This window comes from Kitasatospora sp. NPDC056800 (assembly GCF_042789775.1).
In the GTDB taxonomy this organism is placed as follows: domain Bacteria; phylum Actinomycetota; class Actinomycetes; order Streptomycetales; family Streptomycetaceae; genus Kitasatospora.
This window is the reverse complement of the sequence record NZ_JBHUAL010000021.1, coordinates 1-23281: the sequence shown is the minus strand read 5'-3', so window position 1 is coordinate 23281 and position 23281 is coordinate 1. Positions and strand designations below refer to the sequence as shown.

25 protein-coding genes are annotated in these 23281 nt (G+C 73.6%); 18 read left to right on the top strand and 7 right to left on the bottom strand.

Translation table 11 applies throughout. The annotated features are described in order from the left end of the window. The 3 genes from ACFRQN_RS07370 to ACFRQN_RS07360 form a co-directional block, all read right to left on the bottom strand. On the bottom strand, positions 1 to 351 hold a 351-nt coding region (locus tag ACFRQN_RS07370; RefSeq protein ID WP_380738922.1), incomplete at its 3' end, for a hypothetical protein. Positions 352 to 497: 146 nt separating this feature from the next. After that, positions 498 to 1379, bottom strand: coding sequence for a hypothetical protein (locus tag ACFRQN_RS07365; RefSeq protein ID WP_380738920.1), 882 nt, complete (start codon positions 1377 to 1379; stop codon positions 498 to 500). Positions 1380 to 1473: 94 nt separating this feature from the next. Then, positions 1474 to 2682: a hypothetical protein gene (locus ACFRQN_RS07360; RefSeq protein ID WP_380738918.1), complete on the bottom strand. Its 1209-nt coding sequence runs from the start codon at positions 2680 to 2682 to the stop codon at positions 1474 to 1476. 214 nt (positions 2683 to 2896) lie between these two features. Between ACFRQN_RS07360 and ACFRQN_RS07355 the strand changes: the two genes are divergently transcribed. The 11 genes from ACFRQN_RS07355 to ACFRQN_RS07305 all read left to right on the top strand — a co-directional run bounded on the left by ACFRQN_RS07355 (position 2897) and on the right by ACFRQN_RS07305 (position 12619). After that, complete coding sequence (locus tag ACFRQN_RS07355; RefSeq protein ID WP_380738916.1) at positions 2897 to 3082, top strand: hypothetical protein; 186 nt, start codon at positions 2897 to 2899, stop codon at positions 3080 to 3082. A gap of 447 nt (positions 3083 to 3529) precedes the next feature. Continuing rightward, a complete protein-coding gene (locus tag ACFRQN_RS07350) occupies positions 3530 to 4132 on the top strand; it encodes an RNA polymerase sigma factor (protein ID WP_380738914.1) in 603 nt (200 codons plus the stop codon). A 2-nt stretch (positions 4133 to 4134) separates the two neighbouring features. Beyond that, complete coding sequence (locus ACFRQN_RS07345; RefSeq protein WP_380738912.1) at positions 4135 to 4851, top strand: hypothetical protein; 717 nt, start codon at positions 4135 to 4137, stop codon at positions 4849 to 4851. Between the two features lie 122 nt (positions 4852 to 4973). Next, on the top strand, positions 4974 to 5138 hold the full coding sequence (locus ACFRQN_RS07340) for a hypothetical protein (protein WP_380738910.1): 165 nt from the start codon (positions 4974 to 4976) through the stop codon (positions 5136 to 5138). A 121-nt stretch (positions 5139 to 5259) separates the two neighbouring features. Then, positions 5260 to 5589, top strand: a complete 330-nt coding sequence (locus tag ACFRQN_RS07335; RefSeq protein WP_380738908.1) for a hypothetical protein — start codon at positions 5260 to 5262, stop codon at positions 5587 to 5589. Between the two features lie 287 nt (positions 5590 to 5876). After that, positions 5877 to 6626 (top strand): helix-turn-helix domain-containing protein, encoded by a 750-nt coding sequence (locus tag ACFRQN_RS07330; RefSeq protein WP_380738906.1) that lies wholly within the window; start codon positions 5877 to 5879, stop codon positions 6624 to 6626. 34 nt (positions 6627 to 6660) lie between these two features. Beyond that, on the top strand, positions 6661 to 7368 hold the full coding sequence (locus ACFRQN_RS07325; RefSeq protein WP_380738904.1) for a helix-turn-helix domain containing protein: 708 nt from the start codon (positions 6661 to 6663) through the stop codon (positions 7366 to 7368). Positions 7369 to 7489: 121 nt separating this feature from the next. Then, positions 7490 to 9850, top strand: coding sequence for a Helicase associated domain protein (locus ACFRQN_RS07320; RefSeq protein ID WP_380738902.1), 2361 nt, complete (start codon positions 7490 to 7492; stop codon positions 9848 to 9850). 61 nt (positions 9851 to 9911) lie between these two features. Further along, the gene (locus tag ACFRQN_RS07315; RefSeq protein ID WP_380738900.1) at positions 9912 to 10322 is read left to right on the top strand and encodes a hypothetical protein; all 411 of its coding nucleotides are present in this window, start codon (positions 9912 to 9914) and stop codon (positions 10320 to 10322) included. Between the two features lie 223 nt (positions 10323 to 10545). Then, positions 10546 to 11538 (top strand): hypothetical protein, encoded by a 993-nt coding sequence (locus tag ACFRQN_RS07310; RefSeq protein WP_380738898.1) that lies wholly within the window; start codon positions 10546 to 10548, stop codon positions 11536 to 11538. Between the two features lie 463 nt (positions 11539 to 12001). After that, the gene (locus ACFRQN_RS07305; RefSeq protein ID WP_380738896.1) at positions 12002 to 12619 is read left to right on the top strand and encodes a hypothetical protein; all 618 of its coding nucleotides are present in this window, start codon (positions 12002 to 12004) and stop codon (positions 12617 to 12619) included. A 513-nt stretch (positions 12620 to 13132) separates the two neighbouring features. On the opposite strand, the gene ACFRQN_RS07300 is transcribed toward ACFRQN_RS07305, so the two are convergent. Further along, the gene (locus ACFRQN_RS07300) at positions 13133 to 13912 is read right to left on the bottom strand and encodes a hypothetical protein (RefSeq protein WP_380738894.1); all 780 of its coding nucleotides are present in this window, start codon (positions 13910 to 13912) and stop codon (positions 13133 to 13135) included. Between the two features lie 48 nt (positions 13913 to 13960). Next, positions 13961 to 14191 carry a hypothetical protein gene (locus tag ACFRQN_RS07295; protein WP_380738892.1) on the bottom strand — a complete coding sequence of 77 codons (231 nt, stop codon included), beginning with the start codon at positions 14189 to 14191 and terminating at the stop codon, positions 13961 to 13963. A gap of 162 nt (positions 14192 to 14353) precedes the next feature. Between ACFRQN_RS07295 and ACFRQN_RS07290 the strand changes: the two genes are divergently transcribed. The 5 genes from ACFRQN_RS07290 to ACFRQN_RS07270 all read left to right on the top strand — a co-directional run bounded on the left by ACFRQN_RS07290 (position 14354) and on the right by ACFRQN_RS07270 (position 17401). Next, a complete protein-coding gene (locus tag ACFRQN_RS07290; protein ID WP_380738890.1) occupies positions 14354 to 14692 on the top strand; it encodes a hypothetical protein in 339 nt (112 codons plus the stop codon). After that, a complete protein-coding gene (locus tag ACFRQN_RS07285) occupies positions 14689 to 15024 on the top strand; it encodes a hypothetical protein (RefSeq protein ID WP_380738888.1) in 336 nt (111 codons plus the stop codon). The genes ACFRQN_RS07290 and ACFRQN_RS07285 overlap by 4 nt, the downstream gene beginning before the upstream one ends. 200 nt (positions 15025 to 15224) lie before the next feature. Continuing rightward, entirely contained in the window at positions 15225 to 15719 is a 495-nt protein-coding gene (locus ACFRQN_RS07280) for a hypothetical protein (RefSeq protein WP_380738886.1), read from the top strand. 360 nt (positions 15720 to 16079) lie between these two features. After that, entirely contained in the window at positions 16080 to 16244 is a 165-nt protein-coding gene (locus ACFRQN_RS07275) for a hypothetical protein (protein ID WP_380738884.1), read from the top strand. Between the two features lie 206 nt (positions 16245 to 16450). After that, positions 16451 to 17401: a hypothetical protein gene (locus tag ACFRQN_RS07270; RefSeq protein WP_380738882.1), complete on the top strand. Its 951-nt coding sequence runs from the start codon at positions 16451 to 16453 to the stop codon at positions 17399 to 17401. Between the two features lie 137 nt (positions 17402 to 17538). Here the strand turns inward: ACFRQN_RS07270 and ACFRQN_RS07265 are convergent, their stop codons facing one another. Beyond that, positions 17539 to 17994, bottom strand: coding sequence for a hypothetical protein (locus tag ACFRQN_RS07265; protein ID WP_380738880.1), 456 nt, complete (start codon positions 17992 to 17994; stop codon positions 17539 to 17541). Between the two features lie 786 nt (positions 17995 to 18780). On the opposite strand from ACFRQN_RS07265, the gene ACFRQN_RS07260 reads away from it, so the two are divergent. Together ACFRQN_RS07260 and ACFRQN_RS07255 are read left to right on the top strand one after the other, a co-directional pair. Continuing rightward, the gene (locus ACFRQN_RS07260) at positions 18781 to 19044 is read left to right on the top strand and encodes a hypothetical protein (RefSeq protein WP_380738878.1); all 264 of its coding nucleotides are present in this window, start codon (positions 18781 to 18783) and stop codon (positions 19042 to 19044) included. Between the two features lie 6 nt (positions 19045 to 19050). Beyond that, positions 19051 to 19827 (top strand): helix-turn-helix transcriptional regulator, encoded by a 777-nt coding sequence (locus tag ACFRQN_RS07255; protein WP_380738877.1) that lies wholly within the window; start codon positions 19051 to 19053, stop codon positions 19825 to 19827. Here ACFRQN_RS07255 and ACFRQN_RS07250 read toward each other — a convergent pair. Then, positions 19798 to 21093, bottom strand: a complete 1296-nt coding sequence (locus ACFRQN_RS07250; RefSeq protein ID WP_380738876.1) for a hypothetical protein — start codon at positions 21091 to 21093, stop codon at positions 19798 to 19800. The two genes, ACFRQN_RS07255 and ACFRQN_RS07250, sit on opposite strands and share 30 nt — an antisense overlap. Positions 21094 to 23281 lie beyond the last annotated feature (2188 nt).

Here is a 23281-nt window from a genome sequence, read left to right as displayed (position 1 = left end):
CACCATGGACGAGCCGAGGTCGCCGGGCACGACCAGGCGCAGCCGGCCGCCCTCCTTGGCTTGGGCCAGGCCTTGGGAGCCGCGGGCGATGGCCTTGACGACCTCGGCGGCGTTGTGCGCGCAGTCGGCCGCGTGGTGCTGCTTGGGGTAGAGGGCGAAGTGGGCGCTGACCTCGGTGGGGCTGGGCCCGTCCCTGCCCTTGAAGTGGGTGCCTACCCGCTTCACGTGGGCCTCGCAGTAGCGGCACAGCAGAGGCTTCGCTTCCGGGGGCAGTGGTTCGGTCCGGGAGACCCGGATCTCCATCCCCTGCTGGGTGCGCGCTGTGAGCATCGTGTAGACGGTCTTGGCCATGACCTCGCTCCCTTCGGGTCCTGTGTCGTCCGATCATGCCGACTTCGAGGAGAGCTCCGGGCGCGAACCGGCGAACGGATCCGGGGGCGTCGCCCTGGCCTCCGACCATCCCGGTCGGCCAGGGAACGCGGGTCGGCACCGTGCTGTCAGCCGTCCTCCTCGTCATCCGCAGGTGGCCACGATGAAGCGGTGGTGTCTACCTGGCCCCAGCGCAGGGCGTGTCGGACGGCGGTGGTCATCCAGCCCATGGCCTGCTCGGGGGTGGGTTTGGTGAGCTTGTAGACCTCGCTGACGATCCGCATGCCGCCGGGGTGGGCGGCGATGCCGACGAGGTTCTCCCACAGGTCGATCCGGTACTCCCACGGCTTGGGCTCCCCGCGTCGCCGCGGCACCGGGGCGGGCTTCTGCGCGCGGACCCAGTCGCCGTCCTGGTCGAGGTCGGCCTGGCCGTCGCAGGCCCGCAGCAGGACGTCGTTCCACTCGCCCATGGCCGGGTGCGGCAGGAACTCGCGCGCGCTGTCCCGGAACCAGCCGCGCAGCAGGGCGCCGTCGTCCCCGATGCGCTGCTGGCCGCCGCCGTCGACCAGGGCGCCGATGAGCCGGCCGAGGTGGGCGACCGGCTCCAGGTCGCCGCTCCACCGGTAGTCGACGGCGACCATGACCCGCCAGGTCTGCTCCTTCCAGCGCCCCTGGTACGAGCCGCCGTCGCTGGTGCCCCAGCCCGCGCCGAGCCGGACGGCCTGCCACATGTTCATGCCCGCAGGTCCGACGAACTTGCCGTTGGTCAGCCCGGTCAGGCGCACCGGGACGTGCGGGGTGCGGGCGCGGTGGAAGCCGAGCTCGGGGGACCAGCACCAGGGGTCGCGTTTGAAGGTGAGCCGGAAGTCGGGGTCGTCCACCAGGCCGTCGGTGAGCCCGTGGCAGCCCTCGTGGCCGGTGTAGGGCTGGCAGGTGTGGCCGCGGTAGGCGGGAAAGCGGCCGTCGGGGCCGCGTCGGCGAGGGGCTGGAACAGGTGCGGTCTTCGTCATGGCCTGTCAACGCGCGCCCGTTCCAGAGGGGCACGCCTCCCGCCGGACCCGCCACCGGCCCTGGCGAGCGCCTGCGCGACCTCCCGGCCCCGGTCTACAGGTGCCGGGCGCGCAGCCGCTGCACCTGGTCGTAGGCCAGTTCGAGGTCCTCGCGCGTGGGGCTGGGCCCCGCGACCAGCAGCTCGTACGGCGCGAGCCCGTCGAAGGCGTCCCGTACGTCTCGCAGGGACTCACGGTAGGCGCTGCGCCGGCCCAGCGCTGGGTCGCACATCCGCTCCCATTCGATTTCCTCGCCGGGCGCGCCCGGGTCGATCTCCAGGTCGCTGTCGAACCCCTCGAGCGGGACCGGGTCCTCCAACGCCCTGCGCAGAGCCAGCAGGGCCGCGTCGGTCAGCGCCACGATCCCGTCGGACCCGTGCTTGCGGGGCCCAGCGCCCGCCGTCGCGGACGGATCGGAAGCGGCCTGGTCCGCCTGCGGCAGCAGCTCACGCCGGTTCAGCGCGTCGAGCAGGGCCCGGTAGGCCGCCTCGAACCGGTCACGGGCCGCGTGCAGGCCGTCGAGTTGCGAGCTGCGCTGCGGGAGGCAGTCGGTCAGGACCCGCCAAGGCGACCCGGAGTCGGGCCCGAACATCCCCTCCAGCTCGCTCTCCAGGGCCAGCGCCGTCTCCTCCACCGCCGTGTACGCCTCGTGCAAGTCGGGGTCGATGAACCCGGCGACCTCGGCGCGCAGCCGTTCGCAGGCACGCGTGAACGCTTCGTCGACGGTGGTGTGGACGCGGTCCATCGGCTTGGTCCGCAGCGTGCGCAGCCATGGCTCGTACGGGGGGAGGGCGGCCAGGACGCGGACGGCCTTGGAGGCATCGCCCGCCGCAACGGCACCGGCCCCGGCCCCGGCCGCTGTGGCCGGGGCGCCCAGGCCGTCGGAGCTCCGGGGCTGCCCGGCGGCCGCGGGCCCGCTCCCGGCCTTGCCCGCCCGATCGGCCCGGACGCCGTCGGCGCGCGCGCCCTCGGCGCCGGTTCGGGGGATGCCCATGCCCTGGCGCCGCTCGCGCTCCGCCCGCCGGCGCAGTTGCTCCCACTCTGCCGGGCTCTTGCGCGCGCGACCCGGAACCCGGGCCCCGGCGAGGGGCTCCAGGATCTCGACCAGGACACCGAACGCCCGGGGGTCGGACGGCACCACGTCCTTGAACCAGCCACTCAGGGTCGGCTTCTTGAACGCCACCGCTCGGCCCGGACGCGTCGTCGAGTAGTTCTCACCCAACCGCATGATGTCGCTCAGCGAGCACCCCGAGGCCTCCTTCAAGGCCCTCAGCTCCCGAACGAGCTCGTCTGCCGCTTTCCCCACCGCGTGCCCCCTCCATCCGCTCCGAACGCTCGCCGAACCCTAGCCGAACCCCCCGTGGCCAGGACGGACAGCCCGCTCGGCACCCGGACGCCTCGCCGTACCCCTCCCCGAACCACTGTGCTGCTCGGTGAACGGCCGGCACCCCGCCGTCCCGGACCCCAGGAGCACCCACATGTCCATCCGTCGGCCCGCCCGCCACGTCCCGAGTAGCCCGCGCACCGCCGCCCGCCGGCCCACCGTCACGATCGTCGTGAACCTGCTGTGCACCGCCGCCGCCCGCGCTCTCACCGACACCCTGCTCCACCCGCTGCTCACCGCCGCCGTGCACTTCCTCACCGGCACCTCGCCCGACGCCTGACGCCCCGCCACCCCGGGAGGCCATCCAGACGGTCTCCCGGGCGGGGCGGCGAGGCGCCCGGTTTCCGGACGGGACGTGCCTGACTCCAGGAGTCGAACCCCGGGCAGGGTGGCCGACCAGTTGAGGAGCGGGTTCCGGTCGGCGACGCGCGACCCGGGTTCAGGGTGTGGCGCCCAAACATCGGAATATAACCCTCCGTAAGTCTTTGCCTTCGGGAAGTGAACCTTTGGCCTGTTCGAGGGATTGGATTCCCCTACCGGCACGCCGCGCTCACCTGTCCGAGCAGAGCGTGACCGTCCCCCTGCACCGTTGACCGAAGGACCCCCAGCCCATGCACGCCCATCCCCCCGTCTTGCCCCGGCCCGTCGCGGCCCCCGCCCAGTCGTGCCCCGTCCGCCCGCTGCGCCCGCGCGGCGGCCTCCCGGACCCGGCGGGGGAGGTGTCGTCGTGACCGAGCCGTCCTTCACCGACGCCGCCGGCACCACGCCCCGGGTAGACCTGCCCATAACCCTGGAAGCCTTCCAGCGGCTCCACGCCGACGCGTACTTCGACTACGCCTACGCTTGCCTGGGCGACGCCGGTCTCGCCCAGGAACTCGTCAGCGAGGCCTTCCTCGAACTCGCCGACTGCTGGGACCGCGTCCTGACCTACCCCCAGCCCGCCGCCACCGCCTGGGCCGCCCTGCGCCACCTGGTGGAGGTGGAACGCGACCGCCTGGGCCGGCTGGAGGAGCGCGTCGCGTTCTCCGTGGCACTGCGCCTGGAGTGGGAGCCGTGGCTGGACGACCTCGACGCCGTCACCACCGGCATCGACGGCCTGGAGGTGGGCATGGCCCTGGGCGCCGCCATCAAGGAACTGCCCGCCGCGAAGTACGACGTGATCGTGCTGCGCTTCGTCGTCGGCCTCAAGGTCGCGGGCACGGCCCTGGCCATGGGCACCGACGAGGCCACGGTGAAGTCGTTGACCACGCAGGCCCGCACCAAGCTGGAGGGCCGGCTCAGATCCCGCCGGCTCCTTCGCCCCGGTACCGCCAAGGAGGACCAGGAGTGACCGTGACCCGACGAGAGGACGACGCCTGCCGCTGCAAGGTCGTCCGTCTGCTGGAGGCGGCGGGCCCCCTGCCCGCCGACCGGCCTCGCTACGACCAGGAGGCCGGTCGCCGGTACGTCGCCGAAGGCCTCGCCGCCCGCCGGGCCGAACGCGCCGCCGCCTCCGCTCAGGCGATCCTGACGTTCCCCGACGCGGCGGGCATCCACGCCGACGCCCGCCGCGACCTGCACGCCCTGGCCACCGTCGTCATCAACGAACCCGGGGCCTGGGAAGAGGTGGAGAGTCTCGCCCAGGACTGGGAGCCCAAAGGCGCCCTGGTCTTCGCCTGCCTCCTGGACCTGGCGGGCCGGCACCACTCCGCGACCTGGTGGTGGCAGTTCGCGGCCGGTGCCGGCAGTCACCTCGCCGCCTACTGCATGTACCTGCACCACGTGCGCCGCGGCGAGCTGCGCGACGCCGACAACTGGTTCTACCAGGCCGCCTGCCTGGAAGACGGCACCAGCGCCCCCATCGCCCCCAAGCTCCCCAACCTGCCCGGCTACGCGAGGCTGGCCTCCCGCCTGGCTCCGCCTCTGCCCGACCCCTCCGGCCTGCCCCGCCCCGACCGCGCCCTGCGCGAGGCGATCAACGGCCTGCCCCGCGAAGACGAGGCCGGCGGCCTCCTGAGCCTGCCCACCGGCGCCATCGCGGACCGGCTCCAGGAGCTCGCCTCCCACTGACCAGCCCAGCCGCCCGGTGCCGTCCAGGGCACGGCACCGGGAAGTCCACCGAACCGTCCCCGCCGGGCGCCCGCACCGGCCAGCCGTCCACCGCAACCGCCACCCCGCACTGGAAGAGCCCGATGCCAACCGTCCTCCAGCACGCCGCCCTCATCACCGCGGCGAGCGCCACCTGGTACGCCCTCGCCGTCTCGATCGCCGCCGTCACCGCCGTCCTCGCCCGTACCGAAGAGCGCCGTCGCGACGCCCGCGAAGTCCTCAAGGTCCTCGTGCGCCGCAGCACCTGAGACCGCTCACCGTCCAGCCCGCCGGGCCGTGGGTGCTCCGGCCCGCAGTCCCCGGCGGGCGCCGGCCGCGAGAGGCGGGCCAGCAATTTGTGGGAACAATAGTTCGATTTATGATGGGGATGTGACCAGCGCTGTTCCGTTCTCCCGCTCCCACCCCGACCATCCCGAGTACCAGCCCGGGGACGCCGAGCGGGCGCCGCGCACCCTGATGTCCGGCCCCGGCCGCTGCTGGGACACCGAACCGCGCTGGCGGTGGGTCGAGATCCGCCTCGGCGGCCGGTGGCGGCCCGGCCGGATCGAGGGCTGGCGCCTGCACCAGGGCTCCACCGTCTGGGTCGCCCTGGTCCGCTGGGGCCCCGACTTCGACGACTGGGGCTGGTACCTCCACCACCCCGACGCAATCCGCCAGAGTCCGCAGCCGACCTCCCCTGACGGTCCGGCGAGCTGGTGAACACCGCCAACGACAGCGAGGCGGCCGGTCCCCAGGCCCGGGCACCACGGCGGTCTGCGGACCCAGCATCGCGTTCGGTCGGTTAGCCGCCGTACGGCTCGCACAGCGCCGGCATCTTGGCACCGCAGTCCCAGCAACCGACCGCGGCCGGCGGATTCTCGTACCGCACGCCGGGGACGCCGGTCGACCCGTCGATCCGGGCGCTGCCGCAGTACCCTGCTACCAGAACCAGTGAATCCATCCATATCTGATGGAATTTTTCCATCAGATATGGATATGGTGCATGAATGGTTCTGAGTACGTTGGAGACGTTGCTGTTGACCGTGGCCGTGCTGCGGCAGCGTACGGGCGAGAGCCAGCGTGAGCTCGCCGCCGCCGTCGGTATGACGCAGGACAAGATCTCCCGCCGTCAGTCCGGCGCGCAGCCGTGGTCCCTGGACGAGGTCGACGCGCTGGCACGGCACTGGGGGATGGGGCCGCTGGACCTGCTCGCCGGCCCCACGCACGCGGCTCTGTCGCTGGCCTGGCCTCCCGGTACCGCGGGGGCCGGGACGGGTGCGGCGGTACCGCCGGCCTTCGCCGCCCAGGCCCCGCCCACCGTGCCCGTGACCCCGGCGCCGGACGACCGGGCCCGCCCCGGCCAGCACGCCGCCGCGCCCCTCCCGACCGCCGAGCGGTCGCCGGCGGTCGCCGCCGAGGACCCGGCCCCGGCCGAGGCCGGTGTCGTCTACGACGCCTACGCCGACCGTCACCCGGACGGCCATCCCATGACCTACCCGCCCGCGCCGTGCACGCGGTGCGGACTCCTGGTCGCCCACCGGATCTACGGCCGCCCGAGCCACCTGGGCGGCGCCTGCGACCCCGTCGCCGCCTCCGCGGCCGTGCCCGTCGACGTCGACCAGGCCGCCGAGCCTGCCCCCGCCCCGACCACCACCCCGGCGCCCGCGCCCGCGACCCCGGCCGCTGCGCCCCGGTCGGGCCCCACCGCCCGGGCCGCCGAGGCCCCGGTCCCGGCCGAGATCGACCTGTGGAACTGACAACCCGTCCGAGCCCGCACCCCGGAGGTGAGCGGTGAGTCCCGCCGACCCGAACAACCCGAACGAGGCCGCGCGGCTGACCCAGGAGCTCATCGACCAGGGCTACACCAAGCGCCAGGTCGCCGGGATGCTCGGCCGCGACGCCTCCCTCGTCTCGCAGTTCTTCACCAAGGGCAAGGGCGCCGCGTTCGTGAACGCGCTGCGCCAGGTCGTCCGGGCGGTGCGCGGCGGCGAGCGGGACCCCGAGGCGCTGTCCGGCATCGCGGAGGCGAACACCACCCGGCGCCGTACGAAGACCGGGCAGAAGGCGCGGGTGCGGGGCAAGGACACCGTCGGCGAGGCCGGCGGGTCGATGGCCGGCCGTGCGGGCAGGCAGGCCATCAGGTCCGGCGCCTCCCACCTCGCACCGGTGGTGCACGAGACCGGCCAGGTCGGCGGCCGTCTCGCCTTCACCGTCCGGATGAAGGCCGACCAGTACGTCTACAGCGCGGGCTCGGAGCAGGACTCCGGCGGCATCCGGCGCGGGTTCGTCCCCCGCGCGGACGGCACCGAGGAGCGCACCTACGGCTCCGCCGGCACCGGAGGCTTCGACGCCGCCGAGTGGTCCCGGCGGGTCGCCGGCCACCACGGCGACGTCACTGAGGCGATGAAGGCCTGGCTGGTGGAGACCGGCCGCGCGGTCGAGGACGCCGACATCGCCTACCTGGAAGTCCGCGGTTGGGTGCCGCCCGAGCAGCAGTAGAGAGTCCGGTCGGCCTCTCCCCCTCCATGACCTGGCCCCGGGGAGAGACCACCCGCCCCGACCCTCCCACAGCACCGCCCACACCGCCCCGCCGTCTCGGCATCCGAAGGAGAAGCACCTCGTGGAGACCACCACCGCCACCGCCGAGCAGGACGCGCCGGCCGCGCCCCTCGCCCCGGCTGCTCGGACGCCGGTCCCGGCCCAGCCGTCCGGTGCCGCCGTGGCGAACCCGTTGCCGTTGCACTGGTTCCAGAAGGACGCGGTGGCCGCCGCGGTGCGCGAGGTGAGGGACGGCGGCCGCGCGACGGTCGTCGCGGCGACCGGTTCCGGGAAGACCCTGATCGCCGCCGGGTGTGCCCGGCGTCTGGCTGCTCGGGGGCGGGTGCTGGTGCTGGTGCCGACGATCGAGCTGTTGGAGCAGACGGCGGAGGCCTGGTCCCTGCGGGGCGGCCGGCGGGGGCTGGCGGTGGCGGCGTGTTCGCGGGAGGAGGCGTTGGAGAGCGCGGAGGCCGGCGGCCGTGTCCACGCCCGGGTGACCACCCAGGCCGCCCGGATCGCCGACCTCGTCGCCGCCGAGAAGCCGGGCGAGCCGGTCACCGTGTACGCGACCTACGCCTCGTTGGAGCGGATCGTCCAGGCCCACCGCGAGTTCGGCCTGTCCGCCTGGGACCTGGTCGTCATCGACGAGGCGCACCGGACCGCCGGCGCCGAGAGCAAGGCGTGGGCGGCCGTCCACGACGACGCCCAGGTCCCGGCGAAGCGCCGGCTGTACTTCACCGCCACGCCCAGGATCGCGGACGACCGGCGCGCGAAGGACGGCCTGGCCGACCTCGCCGACGCCGACGGCCAGGCCCTGCCCGCGCTCTGCTCCATGGACGACGAGAGCATCTACGGCACAACCGTCTTCACCTGGACCCTCGGCCAGGGCATCGAGCACGGCTACCTCGCCGACTACCGCGTCCTGGTCCCCGTCGTCACCGACGAGGACCTGCGCGAACTCCTCCGCCTCCCCGCCGTCGCCGACCTGCGCACCCAGCGCTCCAACGAGGAACTGCTGCGCCTCGCGTTGCAGATCGCCGTGCTGCGCGCCGTCGCCGACCTCGAACTGCGCCGCGTCATCACCTTCCACTCCCGGGTGTCGGCGGCGCGGGAGTTCGCGAACACCCTGCTGGAGGCCTCGGAGCTGTTGGAGGACAAGGACCGCCCGGAGCGGATCTGGGCGAAGGCCGTGGCCGGCACCGACCGCCTGCGCGACCGCCGGGCCGCGTTCGCCGACTTCAAGGCCCACACCGGCGACGACGGTGAGGAGTGCGGCATCCTCTGCAACAGTCGGCTGCTGACCGAGGGCATCGATGTCGCCGCGGTGGACGCCGTCTGCTTCGCGGACCCGAAGTCGTCGGTGATCGACATCGTCCAGGCCGTCGGCCGCGCGCTGCGCCAGTCCTACCGGCAGGGCAAGGTCTCGTGGATCGTCATCCCGGTCTACCTGCCGACGCCTCAGGTCGGCGACGACACCGCCACCGCGCACCCGTCCGAGGTCCACGACGCCGGGGAAGCGGTGAAGGCGGAGGCCGACACCGAGATCGAGGCGTCCAGCTTCCGCACGATCTGGCGGGTCCTGCGCGCCCTGGCCGCCCACGACGCCCGCGTGGTCGGCCGCATCACCGAACTGCGCGCCTCCCGTTCCCAGGGCACCGCGCACACCACCACGACCGGGCCGGCCGAGGGCGAGGCCGTCGGGGCAGGGGAGGGCGAGCAGCCGGCGGCGCCGGTGGAGTCGCCGATGGAGTGGCTCAAGATCAACGCGAGGCAGCACGCGGCCCGGATCCTCCAGACCGTGAAGCTGCGGGCGTTCAACCCGCGCGCGGTCGAGTGGCAGCGGATGCACGCCGTCGCCGCCCGCTTCCACCTCCAGCACGGCCACCTCGACCCCACCGACAGGACGAAGAACGCCGAGCTGGTCTCCTGGCTCGCCCGCCAGCGCCACCTCCACGGCCAGGGCCTGCTCGATGCCGCCCGGATCTCGGAGCTGGACGCGCTCGGCATGATCTGGTCGAAGAACGCCAACGCCTGGGAACGCGGCCACGCCTACGCCGCCGCGTTCCACCGCCGGCACGGCCACCTCGCCATCCCCGCCACCACGAAGCTCGACGACTACGCGGTCGGCGCGTGGATGCGCCGCCAGCGCAAAGCCGACAACCTCACCGGCGACCAGGCCGCGAAGCTCGACGCCCTGGACGAGCTGTGGCGCCTGGAACCGGACTGGAACCGCTCCTACCGCCGCCTGCTCGCCTACCTCGCCGCCGGCGGCACCCTCGACGGCCCCGCCAACCGCACCGGCCTCGGCGACGACCCGGCCTTCCGGCCCGGCACCTGGCTGCGCAAACAGGACAAGGCCCGCGCCGACGGCAAGCTGACCGACCACCAGGCCGCGCTCCTGGACGCCCTCCACGGGCACACCGCCGAGACCGTCGTCGGCTGACCCGCCCCTCAAGACCCCGCCGCCCCGGCCCGCCCGGGGCGGCCCGACCCGGAGGAGACGAGTGACCACATCCGAGACCACCCAGCAGCAGCCACTCGAAGCGCCGGCCACCGTCGCCGAGGTACCGGGAGAACCGGCCAGCCGCGACTGGCGGGAGGAGACGGAGACCACCCGCCGGGCGCGCCAGGCCGTCCACCGGCTGCGTGCCCTGGCCGAGGACGCCGGCCCGGATCCGCTGCCCGGCGTGGACCTGGCCGCCGTGGTGGAGGAGTTCGAGCGGATGCGCGCGGCGCTGGCCGCGTCCTGGGACCGGGCGGCGGAGCTGCTGGAGGCCGTTCCGCACCACCCGACCGCGCTGACCGGACCGTACTGGTACGGCCAGGGCTGGGACGACGCGGTCCACCACCTGCGAGACCTGGCCGACGGCATGAAGCCCGTGCCGAGCCGACCGGCCTCGCGTCCGACGACCTGAAAGGTCGGCCATGACCGTGGACACCACCACCGTCCCCGACCAAAGTCTGGCCGGTGCCGGACCGGACACGCAGCGCTCCCCTGCCGCCCCGGGCATGCCCGGTTCCCCGCCAGCGCTGGCACCGGAACCGCGCAGGCGCTGACCACCCGTACGGCCGTCACCCCCTGCTGGCGGCCCCCGTTGAATGTCACAGCCCGACGGCCCGGACACCAGGAGACCTGAGTTGACCGACACCACCCGCCCTGCCCCGGACCCCGCAGCCGCGAGCGGATGGCTGGAGCTGGCCCTGTACAGCAGCCGGCCCGCGCCCGCCGACCGGGACCTGGGCCGCCCGATCCTGGATTCCCCGCTGGTGCGCGGCGCGATGTGGCTGCGCTGGAGTGGCCACGACGGCATCCGCACCCTCCACCAGGGCGCCGACCCGGCCCGCGGCTGGACCGAGCGCGACGTCGACGGCCTGGACGGCTGGGTGGCCCTGGTCGACGGCCGGATCGTCCTCGCCGCCCGCCCCGGCGGCGGCCTGCCGGAGCCCGTCGTCCACGCCGAGGCCTGGCAGGCCGGCGCGACGCTGCACGCCGCCCTCGCCCAGCACCCCGCTCGCACCCCCTTCACCCAGGACGAGGACGACGACCAGGAGGACGGGCTGCTCGGCGGCGTCCGCAGCCGGGTCCGTCGCTGGGCGGCCGGGATGACCCGGGAGGACCTCCAGCAGGCCCTGCACCGGGCCCGGGTCGACGAGCGCGCCGCCGACCGGTACGCCGACGCCGGCCACGAGGCCGCCTACGCCACCGCGGACACCATCCGCGCCGAGTGGCAGCGCGTGCGCGACCACACCGTCGAGACCGGGGCCGAACGCTACGACCCCGACCACGACACCGCCCTCCAACACGCGCTGCGCCGCGAGCGCCACCGGCGCGACGTCGCCGACTGCGCCGCCGAGGCCGCCCACCAGGCCCGGCAGACCACCGACGCCGCCCACCGCCGCCTCGCCGGCACCGCCGCCCAGCCCCTCTACACCGCACTCGACCGCGCCGGCCTCCACACGCTCACCGACGACGACCACCAGGCCGTCCGCGAACTCACCCGCCACGTCGACCCCGCCACGCTGCGCCAGGTCGCGAGCTGGCTGGAGCGCACCCGCACCGCGGCCTTCGCGTTGCGCGGCACCGAGCAGACTTCGCCCGTCCGGCCCGTCGTACGGCGCAGCCAGTTCTGACGGCGGTGCTGCCGATCTCCTCGCCGAGGAAGCCCGAGGCTTCCTCGGCCTTGCGGTCGCAGACGTGGCCGGGGGCGACCGGGCCAGGCCGCCCCCGGCCACGCGGGAGCGCCGCTGTTCGGTGTCCCCGTCGTCGGGGCCGTGGACGACGGCGGGCTCGGCGGCCGGAACGTCGGGCCGGGACCGGACGCCGGCGACGACCGTGGCCCCGGCCGGCCGTTCTCGGTGCCGGCGTCGGCCAGGCGCTCGGCGATCAGGACCTTGGGTTCGACGACCGCCCGCACCGCCCGCACCAGGCCGGTGTCCCGCGTGTGGGACAGTTCGGGGCCGGCCGTGGCCGTCAGGTCCGGCAGCCGGGCTGGCCCCGCAGCACCGGGAGCGGCAGCACCGTCATCGGAGCGCGCTCTGTATGCCGCACCCCCGGACCGGGCCTCGTTACGCCGCCGCGCGAGCCTCCCGAGCAGTGGCGCTTCGTGACATGTTGACCTGCGAGAAGTGGTTTGGAGTCTCCTCACCCGGAGGTCCGATGAATGCCGTCACCCGATTCTCGGGTTCCCGTCTCCTTTCTCTGGCCGGGACCGTGGTGCTGGCCTGCGGGCTGCTCCTGGTCCCGGCGAGCGCACCGGCCCGTGCCCAGGTCCTGGACCAGGAATGCACTGGCACGTTCACCACCCAGTACACGCCCGCACTGACCGAGCAGCCGCAGACCGTCAGCAGCGCCACCCAGTCCTCCTACACGAACTGCCCGTTGAGGGCCGACAGCGGTTCGAGCGCGGTCACGGTCAGCGTGCCGGGCGACACCTGCGTCGGTCTGCTCCGGACGATCCCCCCGTTCGACGAGACCATCACCTGGAGCAACGGGCTCACGAGTACCGTGCACTGGGCCTCCGCGGAGATCAGCGGGAGCGCCATCGTTTTCACCGGTTCGGTCACCGCCGGCCTCTACGCGGGCGACACTGCCGGGAAGACCCAGCTGACCACCGGCACCACCGGAACCAACCCGGCGCTGTGTCCGATCGGAGAGGGGACCGTCACCGGGGACAGCGGTACGGTCATCCTCACCCTGAACGGGCTTCTGTGACCCAGCCCCGGTCCGGGATCCGGATCGGACCCCGGACCGGGGCCGCCGCGTCGTCCGGGCCGGGGTCTGCCCAGCCAGCTGCGCGGCCAGTTTCCCGTCAGCCAGCCCCCGCGAGTGGCAGGAGATCAGGGTGCTCGACTGACCGGTGTCGGGGGAGGGAGCGCCTCCGGGTTTTCCCGGGGCGTTTTCTGTTTTCGGGAGGCGGAGGGGCTTGGGCCTGTCGGTGCTGCCAGTCCCGACCAGGCGCGAGCCGGTGGCCGCACTGGTCTCCGCCCCGGAGGATCCGTGATGGGGGAGGCGGGTGCTGCACGCGAGGCTCTACCCGGTGAAGGAGCGGCGGATGTGAGGTTCCCCGGTCCGAACGGTGGACCGGGGAATCGGGGTCGGCCGGGGATGAGGCCTTCGTCGCCGAGCATCTCGCGGACCTCCTCCAGGGACGCGTCGGGTGACGGGGGCCGGGCCTGGTGGGCCGGCGGCTGACACCACAAGGCGGGAAGCCGTCCCGCCCGCTGTCTAGGGTGCTTCGACGGCCCTCGGGTCGCCGGTCAGTGCGTAGCGGCGGGCGGCGAGCAGTTCGTCGGTGTCGCTGCCGATCTCCTCGCCCAGGACGTGCAGGATGTCCTCGGCGTCCCGGTCGGCGACGTACCCGGGGGCCGCCCGCAGGGCGAGCAGTCCGAGTTCGCGGTGCGCGCCCAGCCGCTGCCGGGCCAGGTCGCGGCCGCGGGCGACGTGGGAGCGCCACTGCTCGGTGTCCCAGCCGTCGGGGCCGTGGACGACGGCGAGCTCGGCGGCCGGAACGTCGGGCCGGGCCCGGACGTCGGCGACCGAACGCGCGACGATCTCGGCGACGACCGCGGCGCCGGGCGGCCGGCCGTTCTCGGTGCCGGCGTCGGCCAGGCGCTCGGCGATCAGGTCGGTGAGCTCCGCGATCCTGCCCTTGAGGTCGACGACCGCCCGCACCGGCAGCACCAGGCCGGTGTCCCACGCGTGGGACAGCCCGGGGCCGGCTTCCCGCCGGACCGTGGCCTCGATCGCCTCGGCCGCGGCCGCCAGGTCCAGCAGCCGGTACGCGGTCGAGCGGCTCACCCCGAACTCCTTGCTCGCGTACGCGGCCCAGCCGCCGTACCCGAGCACCGTCCACACCCGCGCCCGGTGCGCGGCACGCACCCGCCCGGCCAGGACCAGGACGGCGGAGCGGACCTCCTCGATCGCGGCGCGCAGCTCCCCGGTCAGCCGCCGAGCCTCGGCCTCCGAGGCCGGGCCGACGGGCTCCTGGTGCCGCGCGCCGCCCATACCCGACCCCTTCCCCGGGGCGGGCGCCGGAACCCGGCCGCGGGCGGGTCAGGCCGCCGGATCCTGCGCGGCGCCCGGGCGGACCGCGGCCTTGAGCGCCATCGCGGCCTTGTGCCGGTTCTCCATCCCGGCCCAGTACGGGTGGAAGTACAGCTCGCCGCCGACCCCGGCGAACCCGACCCGCCTCTCCTCGCTCGGGTCGGCGGCCCAGGCGGCCTCGGCCTCGTACCAGCGGCGCTGGAGGTCCAGCAGGTCAGCAGGGAAATCGGTGTCGGACACCGGCCCATCGTAGGTCGCACACGCATGCGACCGGCGACGCCGGGCCCAGGCCGGCGGGCGATGCCGCTCGGAACGGGCCCGCAGCCCCGCCCCGGGCGGCTACCGTCGACACCACAAGGCCCGACACTGGGCACACCGACACGCAGAAGGGGGCGGTGACAGATGAGCGCCCAGCCCGCCGAACACGGACACGGCGGAGGCCGCCTCGGCCTGCCACCGATGGACACGCTCCCGCAACTGCGCGCCGCGCTGCGCGCCGGCCACGGCTTCCCCGGCGACGCCGAGCGCCTGGACGCCGAACTCGCCGCCCAGCTGCTGCGCCGGGTGCCGGTGGACCGGCTCGGCCAGGTCGACCAGGTCCCCGCCGTGGTCGACCTGGCCGCCGTCACCGAGATCGTCGCCGCCTACCGCGGCCGCGTCCACCTGGCCGCCGACCGCGAGGCGGCCGACGCGATCGACGAGGCCGTCGCCGACCTGCTCGCCCGGACCGGCGCGGAGTGAGCCACCCGCACAACCCGCACAGCCCCGCCGGCGGCGTCGTCGCGGCGGTCACCGACCGAGCCGCCCAGCGCGCCAAGGAACTCGGCGCCGAACAGGTGCTGGAGGCGCTGCGCGCCGAGCTGGAGCACCGGCCGCGCCTGGGCCGCCTGGTCCGCACCATCACCGAGGGCGGCCAGCGGGTCGAGCTGTACTCCACCCGCATCGAGGGCGACCCCACCACCGGCCGACCGGCCGTCAACGTCGTGCACGCCCACGCCCCCGCACCGCCCTGGCCGCCGACCGTACGGATCGCCGCCGTCGTCCCCGAGGACCCGCCCCACCCCGAGCCGTAGACCGGCAGCAGGCCGGCCCGGTGGCCCGGAGCGCACCAGCGCCGACGCCCTGGGCGGTGTTTCCGTGGGCCGGTTCGAGTTTTCCTGTTGTCCTGCGCCTGGTTCCGGTGGGTTGGGAGGGTGGGGTGGTGAAGACTGTGCGTGGTGCCGGCCCGGATCGTGTCTGTGTGCTCCCTGGCCAGTCGCGGTGGATCCGGGATGTGGCCTATCTCGACGACCAGGTGCTGGACTACCTGGCCTCGGCCGCGGAGGCGAACGCCTGGCGGGACGACAACCGCTACCTGCTGCCGGCGGACACCTACCGGACCGCGGCGATGACCATCACCGCCCTGGCCGACGCCGTCCCCGAGGACGGCAGCGCCGGCCAGGTGGTGCTGTACGCGCTGCCGGCCTGGAAGCTGGAGGCCCTGTGGGACGTCCTGCTGGTGCTGCGCCGTACGGCGGCCGGTGACCCGGACACGGACGTGGTGCGCGAGCTCCTGGAGGACCTGGGCGGCGCGCTGTTCACCCCGCCCCGCACGGTTCAGCGGTTCACCGCGGACCTGGAGAAGGTGGTGGCGGTGCTGACGCTCGACCTGCCGGCGGTGAAGGTGGTGGCCACCGCCGTGGTCCTGGACGCAGAGCGGGACGAGGCCGTCGTCGAGGCCTACCGCCGGATCACCACCGCGTGGACCGCGGCCGGAGGTCGGCACTGACCCGTCGGTGACAGCGGGGCGGGGTCCCGAACCCGCTCGCCGTCCCGGCTGCTCTGGCTGGCCCGGTGCCCTGTCGGCCGTCTTCGTCCGCCGGTCGCCGCCCCGTGCCCGCTGCAGTGCCGCCCGCTTGCGCATCGGCCGGTTCTGCAGCGGGCGCTGCCGAGTGCACCCGCCCGGGCTGCTGCCTGGCAGCAAGGCCCCGTTGCCGACCCCGGTTGTCCGGCTGGTGCCCCTCCGCCCGCTCGCTTCCCGGCCGGGCTTGCCCGGCCGGTCGAGGCACTCTGCGCCGCCGCCCTGCCTTCCGCGGTCGCTGTCCGGCCGCCGCCCCTGGCGCCGGACTGGAACCGTTCCTACCGTCGCTTGCTCGTCTACCTCGCCGCCGGCGGGACCATCGACGACCCGGCGTTCCGGCCCGGCACGTGGCTGCGCAAGCAGGACAAGGCCCGCGCCGACGGCAAGCTGACCGGTCAGCAGACCGCGCTCCTGGACGCGCTCACCCGGCACACCGGGACCGTCACCGGCTGACCCGCCCCGCAAGACCCCGCTGTCCCGACTCGCGGAGCGGACCAGCCGAACGTCCGGAGGTTCAAGCACCTACCGGCCAGCCTCGGGGTGGTCTGTCCGTCCTGGATTCCATCGTTCGGCTGCCCGCCGAAAGAGTGACATAGCGTCAGATGTGTCACCTAGGGTCATAGGAGTCATGTGTTGAGTGATCGTGGAGAGGTGTAGAGGTGAAGGGTGACGCTGTCCTCGTCGAGTTGTGTGAGCGGTTGCCTGTCCTGGCCGGCGAGTACGGCCTGTACATGGTCCCGGCCGTACCGGAGGACCAACCAGGCCGCGCCAACGTGGACGGCGAGGTGATGACGGTGGACGAGTTCTGTGGCCTCGCCCGTGCGGCCGGCGCCCGGGTCCTGTTCCACTGCACGACCACCTTCGACGCCGATGACTTCCTGGCCGACGCCTTCCCCGAGGACGGCGACCTCGACGCCCTACCGGAGCCCCAGACCGCCAGCGCGCGGGCGATCGAACGAGTACGCCGTCGAGCCAGGCGCCACGACGGCCAGATCGAGGGAGTCCAGCTGTGCGCCGTCCTGGACGGCGTCGCTGTCTTCTGGTCACGCCTTGCCCCATGGGTACCGAGCCTCCTGGACGACGCCGAGAAGGCCCTGGAGGAAAAGAACGACGCGGTCGAGCAGATCCGTACGAGCCAAGTGAAAGACGAGCAGGCGGAGATCACGCGAATCTCGCGACTGCTTCAGGATGACCCGTCCTTTCGCGAGGCCAAGGACTACCGCGCCCAACGCCGCGCAGCCGACCGCCTGGTGCCCCAACCGGACGAACAGGACTACGAGGCGAACCGGATCCGGATGCGCGCCATCCACGAGGCCGTCAGCGCCATCGAAGAGGCCGCAGACGCCATCTTCAGTGAGTACATGACCAAGCTGCCCGACCTCGCCGACGAACTTCTCGCCAGCGGTGCTCTTGACGGGGCCCAGACGATCCCGGCCCGAAAGATTCACCTCAAGGACTTCCTCCGCAAGCGCTCCGGAGGCTACACCCCGCCAGTCGACCTGATCACCTTGATGATGGAGCTGCCCCAGCTGCGCAAACCCTCCAGTGCCGCAGCTCTCCCCGCTGCTCGGCAGACACACGAAACGCTCTTCCCCATGGAACAGGGCTGAGCTGATAGGTCTCCGCCGCCCGGCCGACCACCGGGCTGCGCTCGCGGCGCCCGGACGGCGCCGACACGGACGGGCTGGTCACCTGCCTGGTGGGCCGGCGGTCGGTGCCAGGGGGCGGGAAGCCGTCCCGCCGCTGCCTAGGGTGCCTCGACGGCCCGCGGGTCGCCGGTCAGCGCGTAGCGGCGGGCGGCGAGGAGCTGCTCGGCGGTGCTGCCGATCTCCTCGCCGAGGATGCCCAGGGCTTCCTCGGCTTCGCGGTCGGCGAGGTAGCCGGGGGCGACCTGAAGGGCGAGCAGGCCGAGCTCGTGGCGGACGTCCAGCCGCTGGCGGGCCAGGTCGCGGCCGCGGGCGACGTGGGAGTGCCACTGCTCGGTGTCCCAGCCGTCGGGGCCGTGGACGACGGCGGGCTCGGCGGCCGGAACGTCGGGTCGGGACCGGACGTCGGCGACCGACCGCGCGACGATCTCGGCGACGACCGCGGCGTCGGGCGGCCGCCTGCCCGAGGCGCCGGCGTCGGCCAGGCGCTTGGCGATCAGGTCGGTGAGCTCCGCCATCCTGCCCTTGATCTCGACGACCGCCCGCACCGGCAGCACCAGGCCGGTGTCCCGCGCGTGGGACGGCTCGGGGCCGGTCTCCCGCCGGGCCGTGGCCCTCGATCGCCTCGGTCTCCAGGTTGAGCGACTCACCCCGAACTCGGCGACGACCGGCCCGTCCCGGGGGCCCGATGGGCGCCCAGACACGGTCCTGGCTGGTGTTCCGGCCGGGCCCGAGCGTCGCTCCACAGGCCTGAAAACGCAGCAGGTGACGTGCAAAACTGCACGTCACCTGTGGTGAACGGTCGGCGCGGCAACGCCTCGTCGTTCGGGTCCCTGGGTGTTCGGTGGAGTCCGTTGCTGCCTAGGGAGGATCGGGTACCCGATTCAGGGTGCCCGATTGTCTAGAAGACTCACATGCGCCTCACCGCCCTGCAATTGGAACTTGGACGGGACTGAATCAACTAGCACAAGCGGTCGAGTTGGCGATGTGACCTGCTACATTTGGCCGCTTCTTGGGGGCGAAGAGCCCTTCACGTGGCAGATATTCCCAGATCAGAACGGCATTGACCCTGGGTTTGCAACTGATCTGGACCTCTTCGCCGGACCCGGGGGTGTGCGTAACGCAGTGATAGCACCCACGTGATTTTGTCTGCGGAGTCACAGGTTCGGTGGGACGGGAATGAATCAAAAGGCGCTTGCGCCCCCTGCCCGCGGACCGTCTATGTCGTGCGGGATGGGATGATCTGAGGTACCGCCAGTTGAGGGGGACGGCAATCCCCCACGGCGCAGTGCGGTCCGGGCCGAAGGCCCTGGTGGAGTCCGTTTGTCTACCTGAGGAGAAGTGTGTCCAAGATCAACCGTCGTCCGGCCGCAGCTGCCTGCGTGGAAACTCACCGGATGCCCCTGAAGGCGGCCGGCCTGTCCGGCATCGAGGCGGTCATTGTGATCGTCCTGATGCTGATCGCCGTTGTGCTCGTGCTCACCGGAGCGTCCGTCACCGCGGTGCTGGAGCTGTTGGGCGGCATCGCCGTGATCTCGGTGGGGATCATCGTGTCCGTCAGGGCGAACCGGTACATGCGTCTGTGCCTGGCCCCCCTGGAGGTCTGACGCCTGATGGGACGCCCTGAGCGGCCCGTCACCGCGCGTATCAAGGAGCTGGAGGCCCTGGCGGCGTACCTGCGGGTACTGCGCCGGGGCTCCGGCCACACCTACGCCCAGCTCGGCAGGATCACCGGGATGACCTCCACGCGGCTCTCACGCGCCGCGAGCGGTGACTCGGTGCCGACGCTGAAGGTGGTGGAGGCGTACGCGTCGGGGTGCGGGGCCACAAAGCGACAACTCACGTCGGTGCGCAGGCTGTGGCGGGAGGCGCGCAAGTCGGGATCGAGGCCGTTGACCGAGCGGCCCACGCACATCACCATGATTAATACCCCTCGGGACCTGTGGCACGCGATGGTGCACCTGCGCCTGAAGGTCGGTCGCCCTTCCCTTCGGGAACTGGAGCAGCGGGCCGGCGGTCTCGGCCAGCTCCCGCGGAGCACCCTGAGCCGGGTGCTCCGTGGCTGGGCCCGCCCGAGCCGCGAGTTCCTGGAGAACTTCGTCCGAGCCTGTGAGGTCCCGCCCTCCGAGATCAAGCACTGGCTCGAAGCCTGGGACCGGGTCAACAGGATCAACACGCCCGGTTCGCGGATGTGGGCTCCGGCATCGTGGACCAACCACATGGCACCTCTCGCGGACATGGACATCCGGATCGAGGACCCCGGACGTGGCGACGACCGTCGGATCGTGCTGAGCATCCCCATCCAGGCCCGGAACGCCGCCGAGTTCCAGCTCGCCACGCTCGAAATCGCGCGGCAGCTCCTAGAGCTGGAACCTCCTGTACCCGGCTGACGTGATCGGTTGGAACGGCTGTACGGGCGCCACGGTGTTCGCCGTGACGGCGTCGCTGGCTTCCACGACGGCGGTGTCCGTCTGCCGCTGCGTCCCGCCGTCGTAGTCCGGCCCGCTCTCCGGTTCGGCGGCCGGCGCGTCCGGCCGCTGCGCCCCGCCGCCGTGGGGTGGGGCGGTCCCGGTCTGGCCGGGGCCCGGCAGGGCGGCGGGTTCGGTCTCGATGGTGGCGGGCGTGGTGTCGTCCTGTTCCGGGCCGGGGCCTGGTGGGGTGGCGGCCCCGGTCTGGCCGGGTGCGGGCCGCTCGGGCCGGTGTGGTGGTGCTACGGCCGGTTCGGGGTGGGTGTGCGGGGTGCCGTCGTCGAAGACGACGGTGAGCCGGGCACCGGCCGCCGTGGCCGCCTGCCCCCGTCCGGTCGTGGTGGCCGTGTGCCGCGCCCGGGCGGTCCTGTCGTTGCCACCGGGGCCGGCGGAGCGGCGGGCCGGGCCGGGCTGCTCTGTGTTCGCCCCGGCGGCGGTGGTGGTCTGCTTGCGGTCCTTGCCGGGGGTGTTGTCGGCCGGGCGGTCGGGAGCCCCTGGTGCGCGTCGGCGGCGGGTGGGGAGGAGTTCGTCGTAGGCGGTGGTGGTGGGCAGGGGGCGGGTGTCCGGGGGCAGGGCGGCCCGGATCCGTACCGGTTCGGCGGCCGGCGCACGGCCGCGGCCGGGGCCTTCACCGTGGCCGGGGCCTTCGTCGTGGCCGTGGTCGCCGTCCGGGACCAGGGCGTCCGGCCTCGCCGTCGTCTCGTCCGCTCCGGCCCGGCAGGCGTTCTGGAAGGCGGTCAGCAGGGCTTCGGGGACGGCCTGCTGACCGTGGACCTGCGCGCGCTTGCCGCGCCCGGCGGGGGCCGCCGCCGGGGCGGAGGCGGCCGCCCCGCCCTGCTGCCCGCGGGCCGCCTGGTCGAGGGTGGGTGCGGGGAGTCCGAGGACGGTGAAGGCGCCGTCGAGTGCGGCCTGGGCGGCGCGTGCGTGGCGGACGAACACCGCCACCTGGCCGCCGTCCAGGCCCTCCAGGACCTGGCGTGCCTGTTCGTCGCCGCCGAGGAGGGCCAGGAGGGTGTGGGCCTCGTCCCGCAGGGCGGGGAGTTGTTCTTCGAGGCGGCGTCGGCGGTGTTCGGCCTGGCGGCAGGCGGGGCTGCAGTGGAGGGCGGGGCGGCCGGTGGCCGCCTTCGGCAGGGGCCGGCCGCACCCGGGCCGCGCGCAGGCCGGCTCGGTGCTCGAGGGTTCCGTCACACAGGGGATTCTGACGGAACGTCGGCCGGGTCGGGAAGCGGGCCCCGGCGCGTGAGGCCCGGCCGCGCGCCGTCCCGGCCCCGCCCGCCCCCGGCCTTGGTCCGTGCCGGGGTGGGTGGTTGCGTCGCCGTCTCCTGGTGACGGAACCACCCGAAGCTCGCTGGGTGTGACCTGTTGGTCGTGTTGGGCGTGGAATGGCCTCTGAGCGCGGGTTGTCTGGACCTTTGGTTGGGTGGGTCGGGGTGTTCGGCCGGGTCGGTGGCTGGGCTGGTTTGGTGACTGTGTGTGGTGGTTGGTGTGGTGGTGGGTGGGGTCGGGGTCGCTCGGGGGGTGGGCTCGGTGTTGTGGGCCCGTTTTCGTGGGTGAATTCCGCCGGGTATTCCGTCGGGTTGTTGTGGTGGATTGGTCGCTGGGTGGTGGTGTGAATTCGGGTCGGAATTGTGGGTGTGGGGGTGGTGGCGGGGGTTGGTGTTCGGTTTCGTCCGGGATGGAGCCGCCGGGCCCGCCGTCCCCGGCGGCCGTGCCCGTGCCCGCCTCGCTGTGCCGCCGTCCCGGGTCTGCTGCGCCTGCTGGGCCGCCGTCGTCCTGGGTCCGTCGTCCGGGCCGCGCCCTGCCCTGGCCGCGCTGCGCCGCCGTCGCCGTCCCGCTGTGTTGGCCGTCGTCCGGGTCGTGCCCGCCGCTGCGCCCTGCGTCGGATGGCTGGGTGGCCGTCAGGCCGCCCTGGGTGGTGCCGTCGGGGGAGGGTGTCCTGGTCGCCGCCGTCCTGTCTCCCGGGGAGGCCTCGGCGGCCTCCCCGGGAGGCCGTCCCGGTGCTGTCGCGCCGCCCTGTCGTGCCGGGGTGGTGTCGTGTGTTGTGACGTGGGCGGATGCTCCTGGTCCCCTGTGTGTGGTCCGGGCGCGACAGGTGGGTGGGACAGGGGTGCCGGGCGGGGCCGCGGGGGAGGTTCGGGTGGTGGCTGCTGCCGGTGTCGACGGCCGCCAGGTGCCGGTGGTCCGGGCCGCCGTCCGAGGCGTTGTCCTGGGCGGCGGGGTGCGGCCGGGGACGGCGGCCGTCGGGAAGGCCGGCCTTCCCGACGGCTTGGTCCTGGTGGTGGTGCTCGGCGGCCGCCTGGCCGTCCCGCCCGCGTTGCCCGGTGCCGGGCCCCGCTGCCGGGAGCGGGCCCTGGTCGACGTCCTGGTCGGCCGTCAGGCCGTCCTGCTGCGCCCGAGCCCGTCCGCCCGGGCTCGGCGGCGCGCCGCCGGCGTTCGGTTTGGTGTTGCTGCTCCGGGAATTGCTCCGTTGACGTCGGGTGGGATTTCCTGGGTGGTCGGGAATTGCGGTCGCCGTGTCGGCGTGGAGAGCCGTAGGCCCCTTTCCGGTGTGCCTGGATTCGATTTCCGTCCGCTGCGCCCAGGAAGGGTTTCGGATTGCCGCCAGAAAGGGAGCGGGAGGGAATTCGGATTCCCGCCAGGAATTCCGTCGGATAGGGCTTGGATGGATGGTTGCCGTGATGTTGAAATGTTCGCGTCTCGTGCCCGTCCAGGGATGGTCGGGACAGGGCTGTACGGCGTTCCAGAAGACGTGTTCAGAAAGCCGCCGGATTCGCTCTCGGATTCCGCCCCGGAGTCTGTGGTTGGGGGCCCGTCAGGGGCCGCTGTGCGGGGCGCCGGTGAGGGCCCGCCACCGGGGCCGGGGAGGCCGAGCCGGACCGGTGGCCCGGAGGTGGCTCCCGAAGGCCGCAGGCCCCGCCCCGAGGACGGAGGACGGGCCGTCGGCCCAGCAACCGCACGGCGAACCCGCCCCCGAGCACTCCACCGGCCGGGGCCGGTGGAGTGCTCGGGGGTGGGGTTGTGACTGATACCCGAACTCTGCGACACATCGTCAACGCCGAGGGCCGCAGGCCCCGGCCGGCACCCCCGCCTCCCCGGAGGGATGGGCCACTACCCGAATTCCGCGTCACATCGTCAACGCTCACCCCCGGGCGCAGCCCGGGAAACCCTGCCAGTCAATCGGCCCGCAGGGCCGTGAAAACACCGGCCCAACAAGACGGGAAAGCCGACCGGTTGACGGGCCGCAGGCCCGGGGAAAAGCCACCGGAAAGGCGGAGCGCAGCGACGCCCGACGCCCGCCACCAACCACCCGAGCAAGCCCACGGATTCGCCGCAGGCGAATACCCCAACCATCCACCCACCCGCCGAGGCGCAGCCG

Excerpts from the sequence above, each read along its gene's own strand:
- ACFRQN_RS07365 (WP_380738920.1), bottom strand. The coding sequence starts at position 1,379 with ATGACGAAGACCGCACCTGTTCCAGCCCCTCGCCGACGCGGCCCCGAC.
- ACFRQN_RS07355 (WP_380738916.1), top strand. The coding sequence starts at position 2,897 with ATGTCCATCCGTCGGCCCGCCCGCCACGTCCCGAGTAGCCCGCGCACC.
- ACFRQN_RS07340 (WP_380738910.1), top strand. The coding sequence starts at position 4,974 with ATGCCAACCGTCCTCCAGCACGCCGCCCTCATCACCGCGGCGAGCGCC.
- ACFRQN_RS07330 (WP_380738906.1), top strand. The coding sequence starts at position 5,877 with ATGGTTCTGAGTACGTTGGAGACGTTGCTGTTGACCGTGGCCGTGCTG.
- ACFRQN_RS07300 (WP_380738894.1), bottom strand. The coding sequence starts at position 13,912 with ATGGGCGGCGCGCGGCACCAGGAGCCCGTCGGCCCGGCCTCGGAGGCC.
- ACFRQN_RS07290 (WP_380738890.1), top strand. The coding sequence starts at position 14,354 with ATGAGCGCCCAGCCCGCCGAACACGGACACGGCGGAGGCCGCCTCGGC.
- ACFRQN_RS07255 (WP_380738877.1), top strand. The coding sequence starts at position 19,051 with ATGGGACGCCCTGAGCGGCCCGTCACCGCGCGTATCAAGGAGCTGGAG.